This is a genomic window from Mogibacterium diversum, assembly GCF_938028775.1.
In the GTDB taxonomy this organism is placed as follows: domain Bacteria; phylum Bacillota; class Clostridia; order Peptostreptococcales; family Anaerovoracaceae; genus Mogibacterium; species Mogibacterium diversum_A.
In genome coordinates this window covers 26,967-45,196 of sequence record NZ_CALIZG010000013.1, presented here as the reverse complement: position 1 = coordinate 45,196, position 18,230 = coordinate 26,967, and the positions used below count along the sequence as shown (strand labels likewise).

At 40.4% G+C, this 18,230-nt stretch carries 14 protein-coding genes; 6 read left to right on the top strand and 8 right to left on the bottom strand.

Features of this window, described 5'->3' with window-relative positions:
* The first annotated feature begins 153 nt into the window (after positions 1 to 153).
* On the top strand, positions 154 to 756 hold the full coding sequence (locus tag Q7O90_RS03180) for a hypothetical protein (protein ID WP_304127388.1): 603 nt from the start codon (positions 154 to 156) through the stop codon (positions 754 to 756).
* A 157-nt stretch (positions 757 to 913) separates the two neighbouring features.
* Here Q7O90_RS03180 and Q7O90_RS03175 read toward each other — a convergent pair whose 3' ends face one another.
* The 8 genes from Q7O90_RS03175 to Q7O90_RS03140 all read right to left on the bottom strand — a co-directional run bounded on the left by Q7O90_RS03175 (position 914) and on the right by Q7O90_RS03140 (position 12,996).
* Complete coding sequence (locus Q7O90_RS03175) at positions 914 to 2,257, bottom strand: hypothetical protein (protein WP_304127386.1); 1,344 nt, start codon at positions 2,255 to 2,257, stop codon at positions 914 to 916.
* A 12-nt stretch (positions 2,258 to 2,269) separates the two neighbouring features.
* Positions 2,270 to 5,506 carry a type I restriction endonuclease subunit R gene (locus Q7O90_RS03170; RefSeq protein ID WP_304127383.1) on the bottom strand — a complete coding sequence of 1,079 codons (3,237 nt, stop codon included), beginning with the start codon at positions 5,504 to 5,506 and terminating at the stop codon, positions 2,270 to 2,272.
* Between the two features lie 12 nt (positions 5,507 to 5,518).
* Positions 5,519 to 6,655 (bottom strand): restriction endonuclease subunit S, encoded by a 1,137-nt coding sequence (locus Q7O90_RS03165; RefSeq protein ID WP_304127380.1) that lies wholly within the window; start codon positions 6,653 to 6,655, stop codon positions 5,519 to 5,521.
* Between the two features lies 1 nt (position 6,656).
* Complete coding sequence (locus Q7O90_RS03160; protein ID WP_304127377.1) at positions 6,657 to 8,381, bottom strand: type I restriction-modification system subunit M; 1,725 nt, start codon at positions 8,379 to 8,381, stop codon at positions 6,657 to 6,659.
* A 30-nt stretch (positions 8,382 to 8,411) separates the two neighbouring features.
* Positions 8,412 to 8,639 (bottom strand): helix-turn-helix domain-containing protein, encoded by a 228-nt coding sequence (locus Q7O90_RS03155; protein WP_304127375.1) that lies wholly within the window; start codon positions 8,637 to 8,639, stop codon positions 8,412 to 8,414.
* A 347-nt stretch (positions 8,640 to 8,986) separates the two neighbouring features.
* Positions 8,987 to 9,880 (bottom strand): proline iminopeptidase, encoded by an 894-nt coding sequence (gene pepI, locus Q7O90_RS03150; RefSeq protein ID WP_304127373.1) that lies wholly within the window; start codon positions 9,878 to 9,880, stop codon positions 8,987 to 8,989.
* Between the two features lie 32 nt (positions 9,881 to 9,912).
* Positions 9,913 to 11,007 (bottom strand): M24 family metallopeptidase, encoded by a 1,095-nt coding sequence (locus Q7O90_RS03145; protein ID WP_304127370.1) that lies wholly within the window; start codon positions 11,005 to 11,007, stop codon positions 9,913 to 9,915.
* 198 nt (positions 11,008 to 11,205) lie between these two features.
* Entirely contained in the window at positions 11,206 to 12,996 is a 1,791-nt protein-coding gene (locus Q7O90_RS03140; protein ID WP_304127369.1) for an aminopeptidase P family N-terminal domain-containing protein, read from the bottom strand.
* Positions 12,997 to 13,115: 119 nt separating this feature from the next.
* Here Q7O90_RS03140 and Q7O90_RS03135 point away from each other — a divergent pair, with 119 nt between their 5' ends.
* The 5 genes from Q7O90_RS03135 (at position 13,116) to gcvPB (ending at position 18,214) form a co-directional block, all read left to right on the top strand.
* Positions 13,116 to 13,766: a CvpA family protein gene (locus Q7O90_RS03135; protein WP_304127365.1), complete on the top strand. Its 651-nt coding sequence runs from the start codon at positions 13,116 to 13,118 to the stop codon at positions 13,764 to 13,766.
* A 137-nt stretch (positions 13,767 to 13,903) separates the two neighbouring features.
* Complete coding sequence (gene gcvT, locus Q7O90_RS03130) at positions 13,904 to 14,992, top strand: glycine cleavage system aminomethyltransferase GcvT (RefSeq protein WP_304127362.1); 1,089 nt, start codon at positions 13,904 to 13,906, stop codon at positions 14,990 to 14,992.
* Positions 14,993 to 15,058: 66 nt separating this feature from the next.
* A complete protein-coding gene (gene gcvH / locus Q7O90_RS03125) occupies positions 15,059 to 15,430 on the top strand; it encodes a glycine cleavage system protein GcvH (protein ID WP_106057709.1) in 372 nt (123 codons plus the stop codon).
* 40 nt (positions 15,431 to 15,470) lie between these two features.
* Positions 15,471 to 16,796 carry an aminomethyl-transferring glycine dehydrogenase subunit GcvPA gene (gene gcvPA, locus Q7O90_RS03120; RefSeq protein WP_304127359.1) on the top strand — a complete coding sequence of 442 codons (1,326 nt, stop codon included), beginning with the start codon at positions 15,471 to 15,473 and terminating at the stop codon, positions 16,794 to 16,796.
* Positions 16,796 to 18,214 carry an aminomethyl-transferring glycine dehydrogenase subunit GcvPB gene (gene gcvPB / locus Q7O90_RS03115; RefSeq protein WP_304127356.1) on the top strand — a complete coding sequence of 473 codons (1,419 nt, stop codon included), beginning with the start codon at positions 16,796 to 16,798 and terminating at the stop codon, positions 18,212 to 18,214. The genes gcvPA and gcvPB overlap by 1 nt, the downstream gene beginning before the upstream one ends.
* Positions 18,215 to 18,230 lie beyond the last annotated feature (16 nt).

Below are 18,230 nucleotides of genomic sequence, written 5' to 3'. Positions count from 1 at the left end.
TATAGTCTACTTTCTTGGGGTGAAGAAGCGATTTTAAATGCTATAATAACAGATATTTTTATTTAACCGCAGGTACGTGCGTATGTTTTCTATATATCTATATATTTGGATGACATGAGGTAAATAAGATATACATAGGGGATAGAGAAAATTATGGGCAGAATTTCTAAATTGAGAATAAAGAATCGTGGGCGACTCGGGATTGCCTTCATCTTATCGATGCTTCTGATTATCGCAGTAGCTCTCACAGGTTGTGATTCAGCTGCGTCCAAAGAGAACTCTAATGCGAAGAAGCATAAACAGACAGAGGCTGCTTCTACCGATAGCAAAGGGGGTTCAGAGAACTCCGACAGTTCATCGAGTTCAAGCGCAGGAAATGGCTCGGATAAAGAAAAATCCAAGGATACGGACAAAAACAAAGACAAGGATAAGGATAAGAGTAAGAAGAATGAGAAATCAAGTTCTTCAAGCACATCCAATACTTCAAGCTCCTCTTCTAGTTCATCATCAACTACAGCGAAGCACAAGGTCTGGGTTCCAGAACAAGGTCACTACGAACAGAAAAAGGTTTTCAAATGTAGATGCGGAAGAGAGTTTAATAGTCCTGCTGAACAAGCTGCACATAGGAATGAATACATAGCCGAGAAACGCAAAACCGATCCTAACTTCGAGTGCAAAGGCGATCATCTGCCTAAAGGCTGGGTGACTAAACCGGAATGGAAGGTCGATGTGCCAGGACACTATGAATATAGATAGCCATAACATATAAATAATTGACCACGAAAAAGCTCAGCTAAAGGTGGTGTAACTTAGGGCTTCGACAAAACATCAGATTTTTGAGTAACCGCCTTCATGCAGAGGAATAAAGAATAACCACACTAGAGTGTTGATTTGCTCTAGTGTGGTTATTTTTCTAAAATGGAAAATCTTCGTTAAGATCAGCCTCCGGTACTGTTTCTGCACCCTCCACTCGATCAGGATTTTCTAGTTTGTCGATATACTCTTTAACTTTTAAATCTTCAGATGAATAATTTCCACGATTCGTACACTGGGGTTTTGATTGATAAATATTGCGTATATTCTTTATCTGCTCTAATTCAAACAATTCTATATTTTCAATAAAAAATGCCATAAAGCAATCCGCATCACAAAATCCATTAAATGAAGGTATAGATCCAGCCATAAGTTCAGTGAATTCTACCAGAGAAAAACTGTTATCCTCTTTTAGAGAATTATATAAAGTCCTAATTGATTGTGGAGTGTGTAGTTCATCATGTTCTTTGAAAAACTCATATATTGTCTGTTTATCTCTTGGATAAAATGCGTGATAGTAACATAAACTCTGAGGTTTCAACAATACACATTCGGATATATATGAAAACAAATCTGCAAAATCTTTAAGTCTATCCATCACAGCCGGAAATGTCGTAATTAATCCGACTAATGCATTTCTTTTCAAATCACTAGCTTTTAGTTTATCTATTTGAATTCTAGAAAAGATATTTAATACACCATCATCATTGAAAATATTTGAGTGCCCATTTTGAATTAAATATTCAGTTATTGCATACGCAAACATATATAATCCAGTTGCGTTTTCTTCGCAATGTTCATCTTCTGAAACAAGTAATAATTTTATAAATGTTTTGTACGACGTCTTTAATGAGTCATACGTCATTCTTTCTAAATATTTATTCTTAATGTTAGTAATAATTGATTCATCAATACTATTATTTGGACTAAATGATATTGTCTGGCTATAAGCTTCCACATCGTTTTCAACGAATGAAAATAAATCCATGATAAACGGGGCTTTTACCGATAGGATATTATCATACATGGAACAGATTAGCATTCTAGCATGGTAATCACTAGGAGTAAACAAAGAATTATCATTAACCTTCAAGTGTGCACATTTATTTCTACAGTTTTTCAGATAATCTATATCTTCTGTAAATCTTTCAAAATACAGCGCACAATTATCTTTAAAAAATTGGATTATTTCATTTTCGACCTTCGAGTACTTTTCATCATCCTGAATCATCTTGTTTATTTCTGACAATTTTTTTGTTGCTTTGGAATCTCCTTCAGAATCCATTGTTTGTAATTTATTGTATAAGTCATAGATAATGAATGAATAAAGCAATACTACAGAAGCTCTGTAATTCTTACTATAATAGGACTGAAGAATTTCCTCAAAATAAGCTCTTGAATCAGCATTGTCAAATACTCTCAAATCTCTTTTATCAAAAAACATGATTTAACCTCCTTACGCAGCACCAATCCAACCATATCCTTGAACCGCCATATCCACAAAATGATTCATAAGCAAGGATACCTTAGAATCAAACGCTGCTTTATCATAACTTTCAGGCAGATCATCATTCAGCGATAGCTCAACCTCATATTTCAATTTGGCACGTGGCTGTTCATCCTTGTACCAATCTACTACCAGAAGACTACTACGATTATCGACTAGCTTCTTATAAAGATTCTTAGCTGAGAGTTTTACTTTTTGTTCTTCAGCTTGTGTTAATTTCTTTCCTGCAATCAGTAAATCGTAAATCTCTAATTCCTCTTCAGTAAGACCTTCTGTATTAGCACGATTATCCTCTTGACGAAGTTCTTCAAGAAGTTTTACAAGTTGCTCGTAATAATCCTCATTTTCAGTACCACCTGCGTTATAGGAATCAATGATGCGCTTAAAACGTTCTGAGAACTTGGTTCTCGTACAGTTTCTATTAAGCATCTGTTCGAGTGCTTGTTCAATGTATTCCTTCAAGTCGTTAATCTCAATAGCTTTATACTCAGCAACCTTGATTTCTTTTCTCAATTGCTCAACATCAACCTTAGAAAGATCAATAGCCTTTGTGCCTTTTATCATGTACTTTGCAGGTTCCTCGCGCACACAATTAACGAAATCTTGACTTGCAGTAACACTACCATCTAATACCTGATTCATTTTCTGTCTAGCACTAGCTACTTTTTCATCATCAATAGTGTGATATAAAAGTCCGTGTAGATACACAAGTGGTGCAAACTTATCATTGCTCCAATTCTTCTCGAAAATTTCCGGCTTTGATGCTTCATAGAGATTTGTCAACGTGTTAAGGATAACTTTGAACTTCTCTTTATTATCATCTTTTGCAACGATAGTGTCATAAGCACTTCTTAATGCATCCAGTTTATCCAGTGTATTAGAGTCAGCAATTATCTTTTCTAGTTCGATGTTCAATGACATTAGGAAAGAATCCGCCTCATCAATAGTGCCGTCAATATAACCTATTAGCTGATCAATATCTTTTGCAGGGAAGTCTGTGCCGTCATCACCAGTCGCATATTCAGTTAATGCCTTCTTCATGTATTTAAATACATTTACATAATCAACGATAATTCCGGCAGGTTTTCCAGGATACACTCTGTTAGCACGAGCAATCGCCTGCATCAGCGTGTGGCCTTTCATTGGTTTATCAAGATAAAGTGTAGATAAGTTCTTTACATCAAATCCTGTTAGCCACATAGCACACACGAATACGAGCTGCAGTGAGTCATTAGGATCTTTGAATCTATCCTCAATATCTCTGCCGTCCGGTGTGATTTCTTTCATCTTTGCACGATGCTCAGATATCTTTAGACCTTGCTTCACAAACTTGGTTTCTTCATCATTTTCCTCTGAAATGATAACAGCCATTTCAACCTTATTCATATAAGCAAGAATGCGAGTGAGCTGATCACATTCTTCTTTGGTAGAAGCTTTGTTTCGCTCTTTCATGATATTCTGCTTTTCTATAGCCCAGTAATGCTGAACTTTGTCATACATTTTGACAACAGTGTACTTATCGACAGATATAACCATTCCTTTTCCAAGGAACCCACGTCTCGGAAAATGACAAGCTATGTCCTGCGCCACTTTATCTAGGCGATCATCTCTCTTGATAACTTCAAGGATACGTGAAGACGCATTCTCTAGGAGACGCGTTTCATCTTCGTTAAGATTTTCTTCTTCAATAATATCCACAAGGTCATCGTCAAGGAAATCGTTCTCAAGCCCAACTTCCGGAACTCGCCTGGAATAGAATAAAGGTACTGTAGAGCCGTCTTCAACAGACTGGGCAAAATTATACTCTGATACATAATCTCCAAACCACTGATTTGTAAGACGTTTTGTGCCAAGAAGAGGTGTTCCGGTAAATGCAACAAAGTTAGCATTCGGAAGTGCAGTTCTCATATTCTCTGCTAAATCCTTATATTGCGTTCTATGTGCTTCATCAACAAGGACAATAATATCGTCACGAGTAGAAAGCACTGGATATTTCTTTGTCTTATCATATCTGAACTTATGAATCAGCGTGAAGATAAACGCCTTATTCGTAGTCAAGAAATCTCTTAACTGCTTGCTGTCCTTTGGCTGACATTCTTCTTTAGAACCAATAACCTCTGTACGCACAAAATTCTTATGAATCTGTGTATCTAAATCTTCACGGTCTGTAATAACGAGAAAAGAGAAATTACCTTGAATCTTACGTTTCACTTTACGCGCAAACATAACCATAGAATAGGATTTGCCCGAACCCTGTGTATGCCAGAAAACACCGAGCTTACCGTTCAATTCTTTTCTGTTTTTCACAGATTCCATCAGGTTATTAACCCCTAAATACTGGTGGTTCTTAGCGATAATCTTGGTTCTCTGGTTTTCAAAGAGAATGAAGTTTTCAATATAATCAATCAATCTATCCTTTTTTAATAGACCATCTACAAAGTATCTTACAGAACTATCTTTTACATTTTCAGCTGAGCTAATAGCTTCTCTGTCCAAATTTTCCTTTTCGCTATCAACCTTGAGCCATTCAAAGAAATAGTCATAGGTCGCATTAAATGTACCAAGCTTCGTCTCCAAACCATTTGAGAGCACACAAATTTGATTAAATGCAAATAGATTCGGAATATCTCGCATGTAATCTTTCAGATTCTTGTTGTAAGCTTCTTCAATCTTAACAATGCTATTTTTTAGTTCGATAAACACAAGGGGCATACCATTGATGAAGATAAGGATATCCGGTCTTCTGTAGTAGACCTTCCCCTGAATCCACATCTGAGAAACTGCTGTGAAAGTGTTGTTCTCAGGATGCTCAAAATCGATTAGCTTTACAAAATCAAAGTCATCTTTTCCGTTTCTGTGAACGGTGATTTTTATATCGTTTCGAATTTGTCTATATAATTTGTAGTTTGTATCTATGATGTCTGTTCCCGTATAATCTTGCCTTAGTGTCTTTACTATCTCCTTAATTTTATCTTCTTTGATAGCTGGATTAATACGCTTAAGAGAAGACATCATAACATCGGGAAGAACACATTCTTTCTTAGAACTTCTTCCTGTACCATCGTTCAAGTCATCACGCTTACTTGGATCAGCATCGCAAACGAGGATATCATATTTAAATGGCTCAGCTTTTAATTTTGAAAGTATGGCCTGTTCTATATCGCCTTCAGATATAAAATTATGCATATGAACATCTCCTTAAACTTCAAGTTTTCCGCGCATTAAGCGTGGTAATAGCATATCTCGTTGCTTAGTCAAATTCTCATTAATATCATGCAATTTAACTATCTCAGTCCGTATAGATTTGATTCTATCTGAATATAAATCTAATACATTCTCGTTTGGAACTAAAATTTTGAACCTTCTCATAAAATTCAAGCCCACAAATTGTTGCGATGCTCCATTGGTTTGTGTTGCAAATATCGCTTGAATTGAATCAGAATTCAGCCACGAATATAAAAAATTTGAAACCTTTATATTACCGGGTTTGAAAATAATGACATTTTTTACACTGAATTCTCTATCATAATTTACAAAACATGTAGTACCGACAGTTCCAATGTTACTGAAAAGAATATCCCCTGTCTGCAAACCACTTCTTTTGGAGATTGATTCATGATCTTGATAACTAATATTATATGGTTCATTAAAATCGATAAATCCGTTTTTGATGCATTTTCCTGTTACCAATGGAACACCACCATCGTTTATAGGTTTTGGGGTATCATGAGTTCCGTCAGTAACATAGCAGAAGTCACTCATTCTTAATATCTGCCAATCCGAAGGAATACCATCTGTAAATTTTGTATTTTCAAACCCCGGAAAACGGAATCTTACAAACCATTCCTTGTAGAGATTTTCGGCCATTTGCTCTAAGATGCGAATACGCTTGTTGTTGTTTTCGATTAGGTTGTCGTAAGTTGTCAATATCGATGAAATCTTTTTTTGAATAACAAGTCTTGGTAGTAAAGCTTTGTGTTTTGATAAATTATTTATTGTGATTTGTGATTGAGCCGCCCCCGTATCCAAGTATCTCAAATTATTGCAAACAAATTGATAATATAGGTAACGCATATCTGCAACACTTTCATCAAGATCAACAATGATAGATAGATTCGTGATATAAGATTTTGGCGGTGAAATTTTTACATCCCCTGTACCTCCAACTCCTCTTGCTACCACAATTAAAGTCGGATTTTCAACCATATATTCACTATAATATCCTGTTATTCTATATCCGCTGAAAACAGGATATCCATCGTCAAGAAACTTATCTTTATCAGGCATCTTTCCATAACGAAATTTTGCAATATTCCCCAATTTCACATATTCCATCTCACTCACCCAACAATCCTTTCAGATTATTTGCGATGAGTTCTTCCAAGGATTTTGCCTCGGCACTTAATTTAGTAAACTCTGCATTTAAAGAATACATTTCATCTTTAAATTCTTCTTGAGTTAAACCATCGTCTTCAATCACTACACCAACATAACGACCTGCATTAAGAGAATAGTCCTGGTCAATGATTCCGTCTTCTCCGTCCATAGGAGCAACTTTACAAAGACCGATAACATCGGTATATACGCCATCCGGAAATCTTTCTGTTAACCAGTCAATCTGTGACTGCCAATATGCTTTTGTAAGTACCTCCTTATCATCAGAAGTTTCTGGTGCATTCGCAAGTTCTGTTTTGTATTCATCAAGCAAGTCAACAAGTGCCTGTGTATCGCCATGATAGAGCTTTGTGATAACGCCAAGGTTCTTAATCTGCTCATCGGAAAACTTTCTATGTGCTCTGTCTACCTGTGTGAACACATTTCTTGCATCAATAAATAAGATTTCATTTTTCTTATCACTGTTTGGCTTCTGCTTATCAAAGAACCAAAGTGTTACAGGAAGGGTAACTGATGAGAACATATTAGAAGGTAAAGTTACCATCTGTGAGAGGATGCCTTCTTCAATCATTTTCTTTCTAATGTCGTATTCTGAACCGGATGCATCAGAAGCAGAGTTAGCCATAACAAGTGCGGCCTTGCCATTTTCGTTTAAGGCAGTAGCGAAGTAGCCAATCCACAAATAGTTTGCGTTAGGTACAGTTTCTTTCTTATCTGATTTCTTCTTAGTTGATTTGCTTTTGTTTCTTGGCACACCATAGGTATTGAAACGCGCATCGTCAGAAACCCTCTCAATCACAACTTCATCTACGTTAAACGGAGGATTAGCCATTACATAATCAAACCGACCAAATGCGTTATACGGATCAGAATAGAATGAGTTAGCTTTTGTTATATCGCCACGGACATTATTAAGAAGAAGGTTCATTTTAGCAAGTTTTACAGTATCCGGTTCTTTTTCCACACCATAACAACGGAACGTCATCTGATCGCTTTCACTGGCATTATGATTATGCATGTATCGTGCAGCCTGTACGAACATACCGCCAGAACCGCAGGCCGGATCTAAGAACTTCTTTTCACCCGGCTGTGGATTCAATACTTCAACCATATATCTAACAACAGTTGCAGGCGTATAGAATGTTCCACCATCCTTACCTTCTGCAAGTGCAAAGTTACCTAAGAAATACTCATAGATTTCACCAAAGATATCAATTGTGCTATTTTCTGGAATATCCTTGAAAATACGTACGATATTAGAGAGAAGTTCCGGCTCTTCTTCCGGTACTAACTGAGAGTAAACTTCTTTTGGAAGTACACCATTCATTTTAGGATTCTCATCTTCAATGGCTTCCATAGCTTTCTTAACGAGGGCAGCCTTGTTTGCATCGTCCGGTGCATCATTGATGAAGTCATAATAAGCACATTCTGGAAGATAGAAACCACACTTTTCGATAGAGATTTCTTTGATGGATTTTTCCATACGTCCACCTTCAAGATGATTATATGCAGCTTCAATTTCTCCCTTATGCTGTTTGTATAAAATATCTGCATATCTAAGGAATATAAGCCCCAATATAGGCTGTCCATATTTATTTGCAGCTAAATGAGCACTGGCACGAAGAACATCTGCAGAATGCCATAGTGTGTCTTTTAACTCTTTCAATTCTTTATCTGTCATAGCAGTATTGCTCCTCTATTTCTCTATTTTGTAGTTAAGCCAAGCTTCCTCTATCGTTTCATACGGAATGTTATTCTCTAAGCAAAACGCATTTATGCTTTTCATTGCCTTTAAGTTTGGCTTTGCGCGTCCTGACTCCCAACGATTTACAGTAGAAAAAGCCACACCGATTTTCTTTGCGAAATCCTGCTGTGTGAGGAATGAACGCTGTCTAATTCTTTTTATTTCTTCAGGAAAACCCATATCATCTCCTTTTCGTTTCCAGGTCATTAATATAGCGTTATTATACCAAATAAATATGAAATTTTATAGCATCCATTCCTTCAAGACATTTTTGTTGGAGGATTTTTTATTTTCCTCCGTCAAACAATCTCCTAATCACCAGTGGATAAGAGAATCCGAATCGTCTATAACTGCATTGATGCAGTTACCTGACTACAAGCAAAGAAAAACGGCATAGCCGGATTTCTCCGAAACTATACCGATTTTTTTAATGCATTAAAATTCCTTACTTGCATCTTCTAATGCTGCGCTTTTGTTTTGCAATTATTTACACACTGACAAATCACCAATCAATTCGGGGTTGCCGATTACTTGTCGTACTTGTTGAGCCACTCGATGAGCACTTTGCAGTAATCATCATGCCTATCTACGAAGCATGTGTGTCTTGCATTCTCCCAGAGAATCCACTCTGAGTTTGGAATTCCATCTGCGATAGTCTTAGCTATTAACGGTGAGCAGAGATCGGAGATTCCGTTGCATACTAGCGAAGGAATCTTAATCTCGCCTAGCCTATCAACATACTCGAAGTCCTTTAGCGAACCTGTAGGGGCGAATTCATTTGGACCCCATCCGTATAGGTATGCCTCGCCGCCAGCCTTCTTAGGACGTGTACAGCACTCTGGTGCATCTTCACCAATCCAGTAGTCACAGTATCTGTGCATATACTCAGCTACCGCTTCATCATAAGCCTCTCCAGAGAAATCTCCAGTCTCAAGTGCGTGATTGATTGCATCCTGCATATTCTGAGGCATCATCTTAATACGTCTTAGACCTTCTTTCTCCCAGAGGCTGCTTGATGGATGTCCACTGGAAATAACGAATGACTTAACACCCTTAGGCTTTCTTTCGATAGCATATGCAATCTGCATCATACCGCCCCATGACTGTCCGATGATATGGCACTCGTCTAGTCCTAGGTGCTCTCTTAGAGCCTCTAGCTCATCTAGCCACGTATCCTGAGTCCATAGTTCCTTATGACCATCTAGATATGAATTTCCGCAACCAATCTGGTCGTACATGATGATCTGACGATCATCATCATCTGCGAGATTGTCTAGAACCTCGTAGTAGTTGTGTGTTGAACCAGGTCCACCGTGCAAACAGATGAGCGGTGCTTTGCCATTTTCTTTTCTCTCGCCTACGACTCTGTAATAAGTTTCGAAACCGAGAAAAGGCATATAACCTTCTGTAACCTTTGCCATTAATTGATCTCTCCCTTTATTTAATTGAATTTTTATTTCTCCGCAGGAACAACGATTGGCTCTTCCTTAGGATATCCGTTTAGTACTTCGCATCCATCTTCTGTGATGTACAGGATGTCCTCGATACGAACACCGATTCCTTCATCATATAGATAGATACCAGGCTCTACGGAGAAGCACTGTCCTGGCTCGATAATCTCGTCATTTACGAGAGATACGTCACCAACCTCGTGATCCTCAAGTCCGATTGAGTGACCAGTTCTATGTGTGAAATACTCGCCAAAACCCTTCTCTGTGATATAGTCTCTTGCAGCCTTATCGACATCGCTCATCTTGTTGCCAGGCTTAGCAGCAGCGATACCTCTCTTGTTAGCTTCAAGAACAACATTATAAACTTCTCTCTGCCTGTCGTTAATCTCTCCGATAAATACTGTTCTTGTAGTATCGGATGCGTAGTTATTCCACATACCACCGATATCAAGTACTACGGAGTCTCCATACTTACCCTTGCTATCATCAGTTACGTGATGTGGGTCAGCTCCACCCTTGCCGTATGCTGTGATAGGATCGAATGATAGACCCTGGAATCCAACTTCCTTGCAGAGCTCAACGCACTTAGCGTTTAGCTCTCTCTCTGTTAGGCCCTTCGCAACCCAAGGAATAAGCTTATCCATAACCTCGTCGATCTTCTTTGCAGACTCTCTCATAATCTGACGCTCATGCTCGTCCTTAATCTGTCTAACCTTATCAACGATTACAGATCCGTTTACGAACTTGCTTCCAGCACCTAAATCCTGAAGCTTAAGAAGGAATCTTGCTGGCCAGTTCTTATCAATACCAATAGTCTTATCCTTCTCAATGAACTTAGCTAGAATTCCAACAGGCTCCTCGATATCGTCATAATATGTTAGCGGTACACCAAGATCTTCTGTCTGCGGGAAGAGCTTGTTGAGTACAAGCTGTACATCTCCATTTACATTGATGTATAGTGCGAGCATTCTCTCACCAGGAATAATCCACTTGTCGAGCATATAGAAGATGCTAACTGGATCAGTGATGATCATCTGTGGCATATCCTGCTCTTTCATCTTTGCAACAACTCTCTCTAGCTTAGACTTATTAAGCATAATGTTCCTCCATTTCTATTGTGCATTCATACATGTACAAATATACATTTATTATACATCCCTGCCATATGATTTAATATACATTTGGCAAAAATTAATCAAAATATCTGAATAATTACCCAAATAATTCTTAAGGTCCTGACGATTGTCAGATTTTCCCATCAACTAAGATGTAAAATCTACTCTTCGCGTAAAGCTTTAAATCTCTCTCGTATATTCCTCGAGCCAAGCACGCTCTTCATCATTCATATATGGCGAAAGCTTTTCAAAGCACTCCTTGTGATATTCGTTGAGCCATTCCTTCTCGGATCTAGTAAGCTCATCTGGATCTATTCCATCTAGATCAATAGGTACAAAATTCAATGTCTCGAAGTGCATAAATTGTCCGTACTTATTCTTCTCTCCCTTTACAGTGAGCAAGTTGTTCTCGATACGAATTCCGAACTCACCCTCTTCATAGATTCCAGGTTCGTCCGTTACCATCATGCCCTCTTCAAACTGATGGTGCTCATTCTTGGAAGGAACTATGTACCAGCGGAATCCTGTTGGTGGCTCATGAATACTGCCGAGGTAGCCAAAGCCGTGTCCAGTTCCGCACTGAAAATCCTTGTTCAAATCCCAGATTGGCTGTCTAGCGAGTACGTCGAGTGACCATCCGTGATTTCCATATAGGAAATTTGCTGCCGATAGGTGCTGCATGGATTTATATACAGCAGTGTAATACTTTTTCATCTCATCGCTGATTGATCCAAGAATCGTAGTTCTAGTGATGTCTGTCGATCCCTCTAGGTATCCACCACCTGTATCCGAAAGCAGCATCTGTCCACCTTTTAATTCTACATCCGACTCTGGTGTTGGAGAGTAGTGCATCATCGCAGCATGTGCCCCAAATGCATGTAGAGGTTCAAACGAATCCCTAACATAGCCCTCCTGCTCGCTTCTCAGCTGAGTCAGCTTCTCGGAGGCACTGAGCTCGGTAATCTTCATCTTGTCGTAGTTATTCTTGAGCCAGTAGATGAACTTTGTGAGCGCTACGCTGTCCTTTAGCTCTGCATTTCTGACATTCTTAATCTCGGTTTCATTCTTGATAGCCTTCATAAGTATCGTAGGATTTGCCCCTTGAACGACCTTACATGGTAGATTCTTATACAGTGCGTAATTCATCTTCATAGGGTCAATCAGCGCTGTTGCACTAGCGTCGACCTTCTTAGCATCCTCATATATATCATTGTACGGATGAACATTTACATTGTTCTCTTTGAGCATCTTGCGGAGGTCATCATTTAACTTTTTCTCTTCAACATATAAATCCGCACTATCCTCTCTAACAATTACATATGCTAGAACAAGAGGAAAGAAGTCAATATCGTTGCCACGCATATTGAGAAGCCATGCTACATCATCAAGAGATGCAACCAGATGGATGTTTGCTCCAGCCTTCTTCATCTCCTCACGAACTCTATTTAGCTTGCTGCCGGTACTTTCTCCGCTATACTTTTCTTCTAGGAACCATGCTGGCTCTTCGGATAACCCCGGTCTGTCTTTCCAAATTTCCTCGACTAGAGCCTGTTCGTAATCAATTTCTACATTTCTACCCGCAAAAGCTTCCTCGTATGCCTGCCCATCGCCCATCGATAGCACTCTTCCGTCAAAAGCAACCTTTCCGCCATCAGAGACTTGCTGTGCAACCCACTCAACAGTTCCTGGTGTATCGTCAACAAACATCTTCATGAGCTCGATGCCACTGCCCTCACATTCTGTGAGAACCTGAGTAAAGTATCTGCCATCGGTCCATAGACCAGCCTTATCCTTGGTAATAGCCACAGTCGCATATGAACCGGAAAACCCTGTCACGAATCTAATCGCTTTAAAATGTTCGCCTACATACTCGCTCTGGTGGAAATCTGCCATTGGGATAACGTATGCGTCTATGCCTCGCTCTGCCATAAGCTTTCTTAGCTGAGCAATTCTTTCTGCCGCTGCTGTCATAATAGCCCCCTAACCATAAAATGTATAAGCTTAAATAATAGCAATAATTTAATAAGTTCATTCTAGCACCCATTTGTGCCGTTTTGGTGACGAATAGTGGTATTGATAATATGCCTCAGATGTTAGATAATTTAGTCATGGTATTAGATATTATAATTGTATTAATTTTCTTAATATGTGCACTACGTGGCAAGTCGCAAGGGTTTCTCGAATCCCTTGTCAGACTAGCTGCGGTTTCTGGTGGGGTCATAATTGGCATCCTGAATACGGATAGGATTAGATCGCTTCTCTTTACACTCCCTATCGATGATTTTATGAAGGGCAAGCTAACGAAGAGATTCAACGGACAAGAGATGGATTTACTACAGTTCATCCCTAAAGTGATACGCACCAAATTCGAAGCATTTGGTCTTGATGGCATTACTACGACCGTGAATAGATTTACAAATCTCTCCATTACGATTATCTCTTTCTCGCTCATAGTGTCTGTTGTATGGATTATTTCTTCGCACCTTAGAAAAAGGATTATGCGTGGACGTAAGAGCAAAAACTTACTCGGAACCGTGGACTCAAGCGTTGGACTTCTGTTCGGCTCTATCAAGGGGGCAATCATCATATTTTTGCTCCTTGCCCTCATGTTTCCGCTTACATCGCTGTTTGCACCACAGTATATTCATACATTAAACGAACAATTAAACAACTCGTATATCGCAGGATACCTTTATGATGCAAACCCATTAATCTACTTTATGCGCAGGTTATATATTTAATATTTCTATATTAAAAAGCATGACACAAAATAAACTTTTGATGTCGTGCTTTTGTTCATTGATTGTAATGTTTTGCTATGCTATATTTTGAGTATATTCAATGTATCTAATCAAAAACACTCAAGGAGGTAGTCTTGATGGATAAGAAAACACCACTATATGATACTCACGTTAAATATGGCGGCAAGATCGTGCCTTTTGGCGGATTTTTACTTCCAATTCAGTATGAGACAGGTATCAAGCAGGAACACATGGCAGTTCGTACAGCCTGCGGTCTATTCGATGTATCCCACATGGGTGAGATTCTCGTAAGAGGTTCTAAGTCTGTTGATTTTCTTAACTATGTACTAACTAATGATTTCACCGACCTCAAAGTTGGTCAGGCAAGATACAGCCCAATGTGCAACGAGCACGGCGGAACTGTAGATGACCTAATCGTGTACAAGCGTGGCGAGGACGACTATTTCGTTGTTGTTAACGCAGCAAATATAGAGAAGGATTTCGCTTGGATGGTTGATCATAAGATTGACGGCGTCGATGTTGTAAACGTTTCAGATGAATGGGGACAGCTCGCTCTACAGGGTCCTAAGGCAGAGGAGATTCTCGCTAAGGTTGCTGATCCATCGCTCATCCCCGCTGGTTACTACACAGCTAATTTCGATGGCTCGATAAAAGGAATTCCTTGCGTTCTTTCCAGAACTGGATATACAGGCGAAGATGGATTTGAAATATATATGCCAGCTGATAAGGCTGCAGATGTATGGGAAATTCTCATTGAAGCTGGCAAGGAAGACGGTTTGATTCCTTGTGGACTCGGAGCTCGTGATACGCTTCGTATGGAAGCTGCAATGCCACTATACGGTCACGATATGAATGATGACATATCACCTAAGATCGCTGGTCTTGGTTTTGCAATCAAGATGGATAAGCCTGATTTCATCGGCAAGGCTGCAATTGAAGCTGCAACTCCACTCAAAGAGAGAAGAGTAGGAATCAAGGTTACCGGCCGCGGAATCATCAGAGAAGAGTGCGATGTATATAGAGATGGAGAAAAGATTGGACACATCACTTCTGGAACATTCCTACCATATCTAAACGGCTCTTACGGAATGGCTATCGTTGAATCGGCAAAGCGTGAAATCGGAGCACCTGTTCAGGTAGACGTGCGTGGCCGAAAGATTGACGCTGAGATGGTAAAGCTTCCTTTCTATAAGAGAGAGCAGTAAGATAATCTGTGCTTGCTAAAAATGATATTTTATATCTAAATAATATATACAAAAAGGAGAAATAAAATGGCAGATTTAAAGTATTCAAAGTCACATGAGTGGATCGCTGAAGAAGACGGTCTATGCGTTATCGGTATCTCTGACTATGCTCAGCATAGCCTTGGTGACATCGTATTTATCAACCTCCCTGAGGTTGACGATGAAGTAACAGTTGGTGATGCATTTGGTGACATCGAGTCTGTAAAGGCTGTATCCGACGTGCTATCCCCTGTTACAGGAATCGTTGCTGAAATCAACGAGAGCCTATTCGATGCACCTGAGACAATCAACGAGGACCCATACGGCTCTTGGTTAATTAAGGTTAAGGATGTAGCTGAGACAGAGGAGCTTCTAACCTCAGACGAATACGACGCATTTGTAGAGTCGGAAGAAGCATAAACCGTATTTACCTTAACACTTTCGTACAAGGAGGTTCGAATTGGGTACATTTATTCCTAACACTAAAGAAGAACAGCTCCAGATGTTAAACGATATCGGCTACAAAGATTGGGATGATTTATTTAAGGACATCCCGGCTGCAGCTAGAATCAAGGGCGAACTTAACATCCCAGCTGGAAAATCAGAGCTGGAAACTGCTCAAATTATGGAGAAAATGGCAAACCGCAACGTGGTATATGATTCAATTTTCCGCGGTGCTGGTGCTTACAATCACTACATCCCGGCTGCAGTTAATGCAGTAGTAAGCAAAGAGGAGTTCATCACTGCTTATACCCCTTATCAGGCCGAGATCAGCCAGGGTATACTTCAGTCGATTTTCGAGTATCAGACTATGATATGTGAACTTACTGGCATGGATGTGTCGAATGCTTCGCTTTATGACGGTGCTTCGGCAGCTGCAGAAGCATGCGCTATGACAAAGGACCGCAAGCGTAGCACTATCTACGTATCGGAAACTGTAGATGCTAGAGTTCTTGAAGTAATAAGGACATACTCTTTTGGAAGAGACACTGAGGTAAAGGTTGTTCCAGCATGCGAGTGCGGCGGCGTTACTGATGTAGAAGCGCTTAAGGCTACTCTTGCAGAGGACAAGTCAGCTGCTTGCTTCCTGATGCAGTATCCTAACTACTACGGTGTTGTCGAAGACGCTGACGAAATTGCTGAAATAGTTCACGAAGCTGGTGCACAGCTTATCATGAGCGTTAATCCAATAGCACTCGGAGTTCTGAAGACTCCTGGCGAGATTGGTGCAGACATCGTTTGCGGAGAGGGTCAGCCACTCGGACTTGGCCTCGCATATGGTGGCCCTTACCTAGGCATTCTAGCAACAACTGCTAAGAACACTCGTAAGATTGTCGGCAGACTTGTCGGTGAGACAGTTGACTCCCGTGGCGAGCGTGGATTCGTGCTAACTCTACAGGCCAGAGAACAGCACATCCGTAGAGAAAAGGCTAGCAGCAACGTTTGCTCCAACCAGGCACTCTGTGCTCTGAAGGCTGGCGTATATATGACAGCTGTTGGTCCTGCTGGAATCAAGCAAGTTGCAACGCTTTGCTCATCAAAGGCACACTATCTGGCTGAAGGACTTGTAAGCGCAGGTCTTTCGCTGAAGTTCGATAAGCCATTCTTCCATGAGTTCGTAACAGTTTGCGCTGATGCAGACGCTATCCTAAAAGCGCTTGCTGACAAGGGTATCCTCGGCGGACTTAAGTTAAGCGACACAGAGATTCTCTGGTGCGCTACAGAGCTCAATACTAAGGAACAGATGGATGAAGTAATTGAAATCGTTAAGGGGGTGAGCAAGTAATGAAACTTATATTTGAAAGAAGTATTCCTGGCAGAGGTCAGGATTTATTCCCTGCTTGCGACGTTCCTGTAACGCTACCTGAAGTTCCGATGAGAGCTAGTGCTCCTAAACTTCCAGAAGTTCCTGAGAACGAAATGGGGCGTCACTACACAGCTCTTGCTAAGGAAGCTCACGGTGTTAACGACGGATTCTATCCACTAGGTTCTTGCACTATGAAGCATAACCCTAAGATTGATGATGCAGTTGCATCGCTCAGAGGATTCACTAATATCCACCCTCTTCAGCCAGCTGAAACAGTAGAAGGCTGCACAGAGGCGATAGACACACTAGAATCCTATTTATGTGAAATCACGGGTATGGATCACGTAACATTCCAACCGGCAGCTGGCTCACAAGGAGAGTTCACAGGACTTCTCCTTATCAAGGCTTATCTACGCGACAAGGGTCTCGAACATAAGGATGAAATCCTAATTCCAGACGCTGCTCACGGAACTAACCCTGCAAGTGCTGCAATGGCAGGCTTCAAGGTTGTAGTTGTAAAATCTAACGAGCGCGGAAGCATTGACATGGATGACTTCAAGTCTAAGATTAGTGACAAGACTGCAGGTCTAATGCTTACAAACCCTAACACAGTTGGTATCTTCGACGAGAATATCTTTGAAATCACAGAGCTTGTTCACGAAGCTGGCGGACTTTGCTACTACGATGGAGCTAACCTAAACGCTGTAATCGGACTAGTGCGTCCTGGAGATATTGGATTTGACGTAATCCACCTCAACCTGCACAAGACATTCTCGACACCTCACGGTGGCGGTGGCCCTGGAAGCGGTCCTTGCGGATGCAAAGACTTCCTCGGCAAGTACTTACCTGGACTCACAGTTAAGAACGGCGAGTATGTTCGTGCAGAGAGCAGTATCGGTAGCGTTACCGGATTCTACGGCAACTTCCTAGTTAGCTTGAGAGCTCTTGTATACCTAACATATATTGGTGGAGATGGAGTTCCTGAACTCGCACATAACGCTGTTCTAAACGCTAACTACATGATGGAGAAGCTCAAGGATCTGTATCCAATGGCATACGACTGCACTTGTATGCATGAGTTTGTAATGAGCCTTGAGAAATTCCACAAGGAGAACAATGTCTCTGCACTCGACGTTGCAAAGGCACTCCTCGACTTCGGAATTCACCCACCTACGATGTACTTCCCACTCATCGTTAGTGAGGCTCTCATGGTTGAGCCTACTGAAACTGAGTCACGCGAGACACTCGACGAAGCAATCGCTGCATTCAGAGAAATCTACGACTCAATCATCAGATCACCTGAATCTGTATCTGCTTCGCCTGTTACTACTCCGATTCGTAGATTGGACGAAGTTAAGGCTGCGAGAGAACCAGTTCTAAGATACGAGTTTTCATAAGAAATATGCCGGTATG

What these genes read in the sequence shown, in the direction of transcription:
- Q7O90_RS03180 (WP_304127388.1), top strand. Translation starts at nt 154, where the DNA reads ATGGGCAGAATTTCTAAATTGAGAATAAAGAATCGTGGGCGACTCGGG.
- Q7O90_RS03175 (WP_304127386.1), bottom strand. Translation starts at nt 2,257, where the DNA reads ATGTTTTTTGATAAAAGAGATTTGAGAGTATTTGACAATGCTGATTCA.
- Q7O90_RS03170 (WP_304127383.1), bottom strand. Translation starts at nt 5,506, where the DNA reads ATGCATAATTTTATATCTGAAGGCGATATAGAACAGGCCATACTTTCA.
- Q7O90_RS03165 (WP_304127380.1), bottom strand. Translation starts at nt 6,655, where the DNA reads ATGGAATATGTGAAATTGGGGAATATTGCAAAATTTCGTTATGGAAAG.
- Q7O90_RS03155 (WP_304127375.1), bottom strand. Translation starts at nt 8,639, where the DNA reads ATGGGTTTTCCTGAAGAAATAAAAAGAATTAGACAGCGTTCATTCCTC.
- pepI (WP_304127373.1), bottom strand. Translation starts at nt 9,880, where the DNA reads ATGGCAAAGGTTACAGAAGGTTATATGCCTTTTCTCGGTTTCGAAACT.
- Q7O90_RS03145 (WP_304127370.1), bottom strand. Translation starts at nt 11,007, where the DNA reads ATGCTTAATAAGTCTAAGCTAGAGAGAGTTGTTGCAAAGATGAAAGAG.
- Q7O90_RS03140 (WP_304127369.1), bottom strand. Translation starts at nt 12,996, where the DNA reads ATGACAGCAGCGGCAGAAAGAATTGCTCAGCTAAGAAAGCTTATGGCA.
- Q7O90_RS03135 (WP_304127365.1), top strand. Translation starts at nt 13,116, where the DNA reads ATGTTAGATAATTTAGTCATGGTATTAGATATTATAATTGTATTAATT.
- gcvT (WP_304127362.1), top strand. Translation starts at nt 13,904, where the DNA reads ATGGATAAGAAAACACCACTATATGATACTCACGTTAAATATGGCGGC.
- gcvH (WP_106057709.1), top strand. Translation starts at nt 15,059, where the DNA reads ATGGCAGATTTAAAGTATTCAAAGTCACATGAGTGGATCGCTGAAGAA.
- gcvPB (WP_304127356.1), top strand. Translation starts at nt 16,796, where the DNA reads ATGAAACTTATATTTGAAAGAAGTATTCCTGGCAGAGGTCAGGATTTA.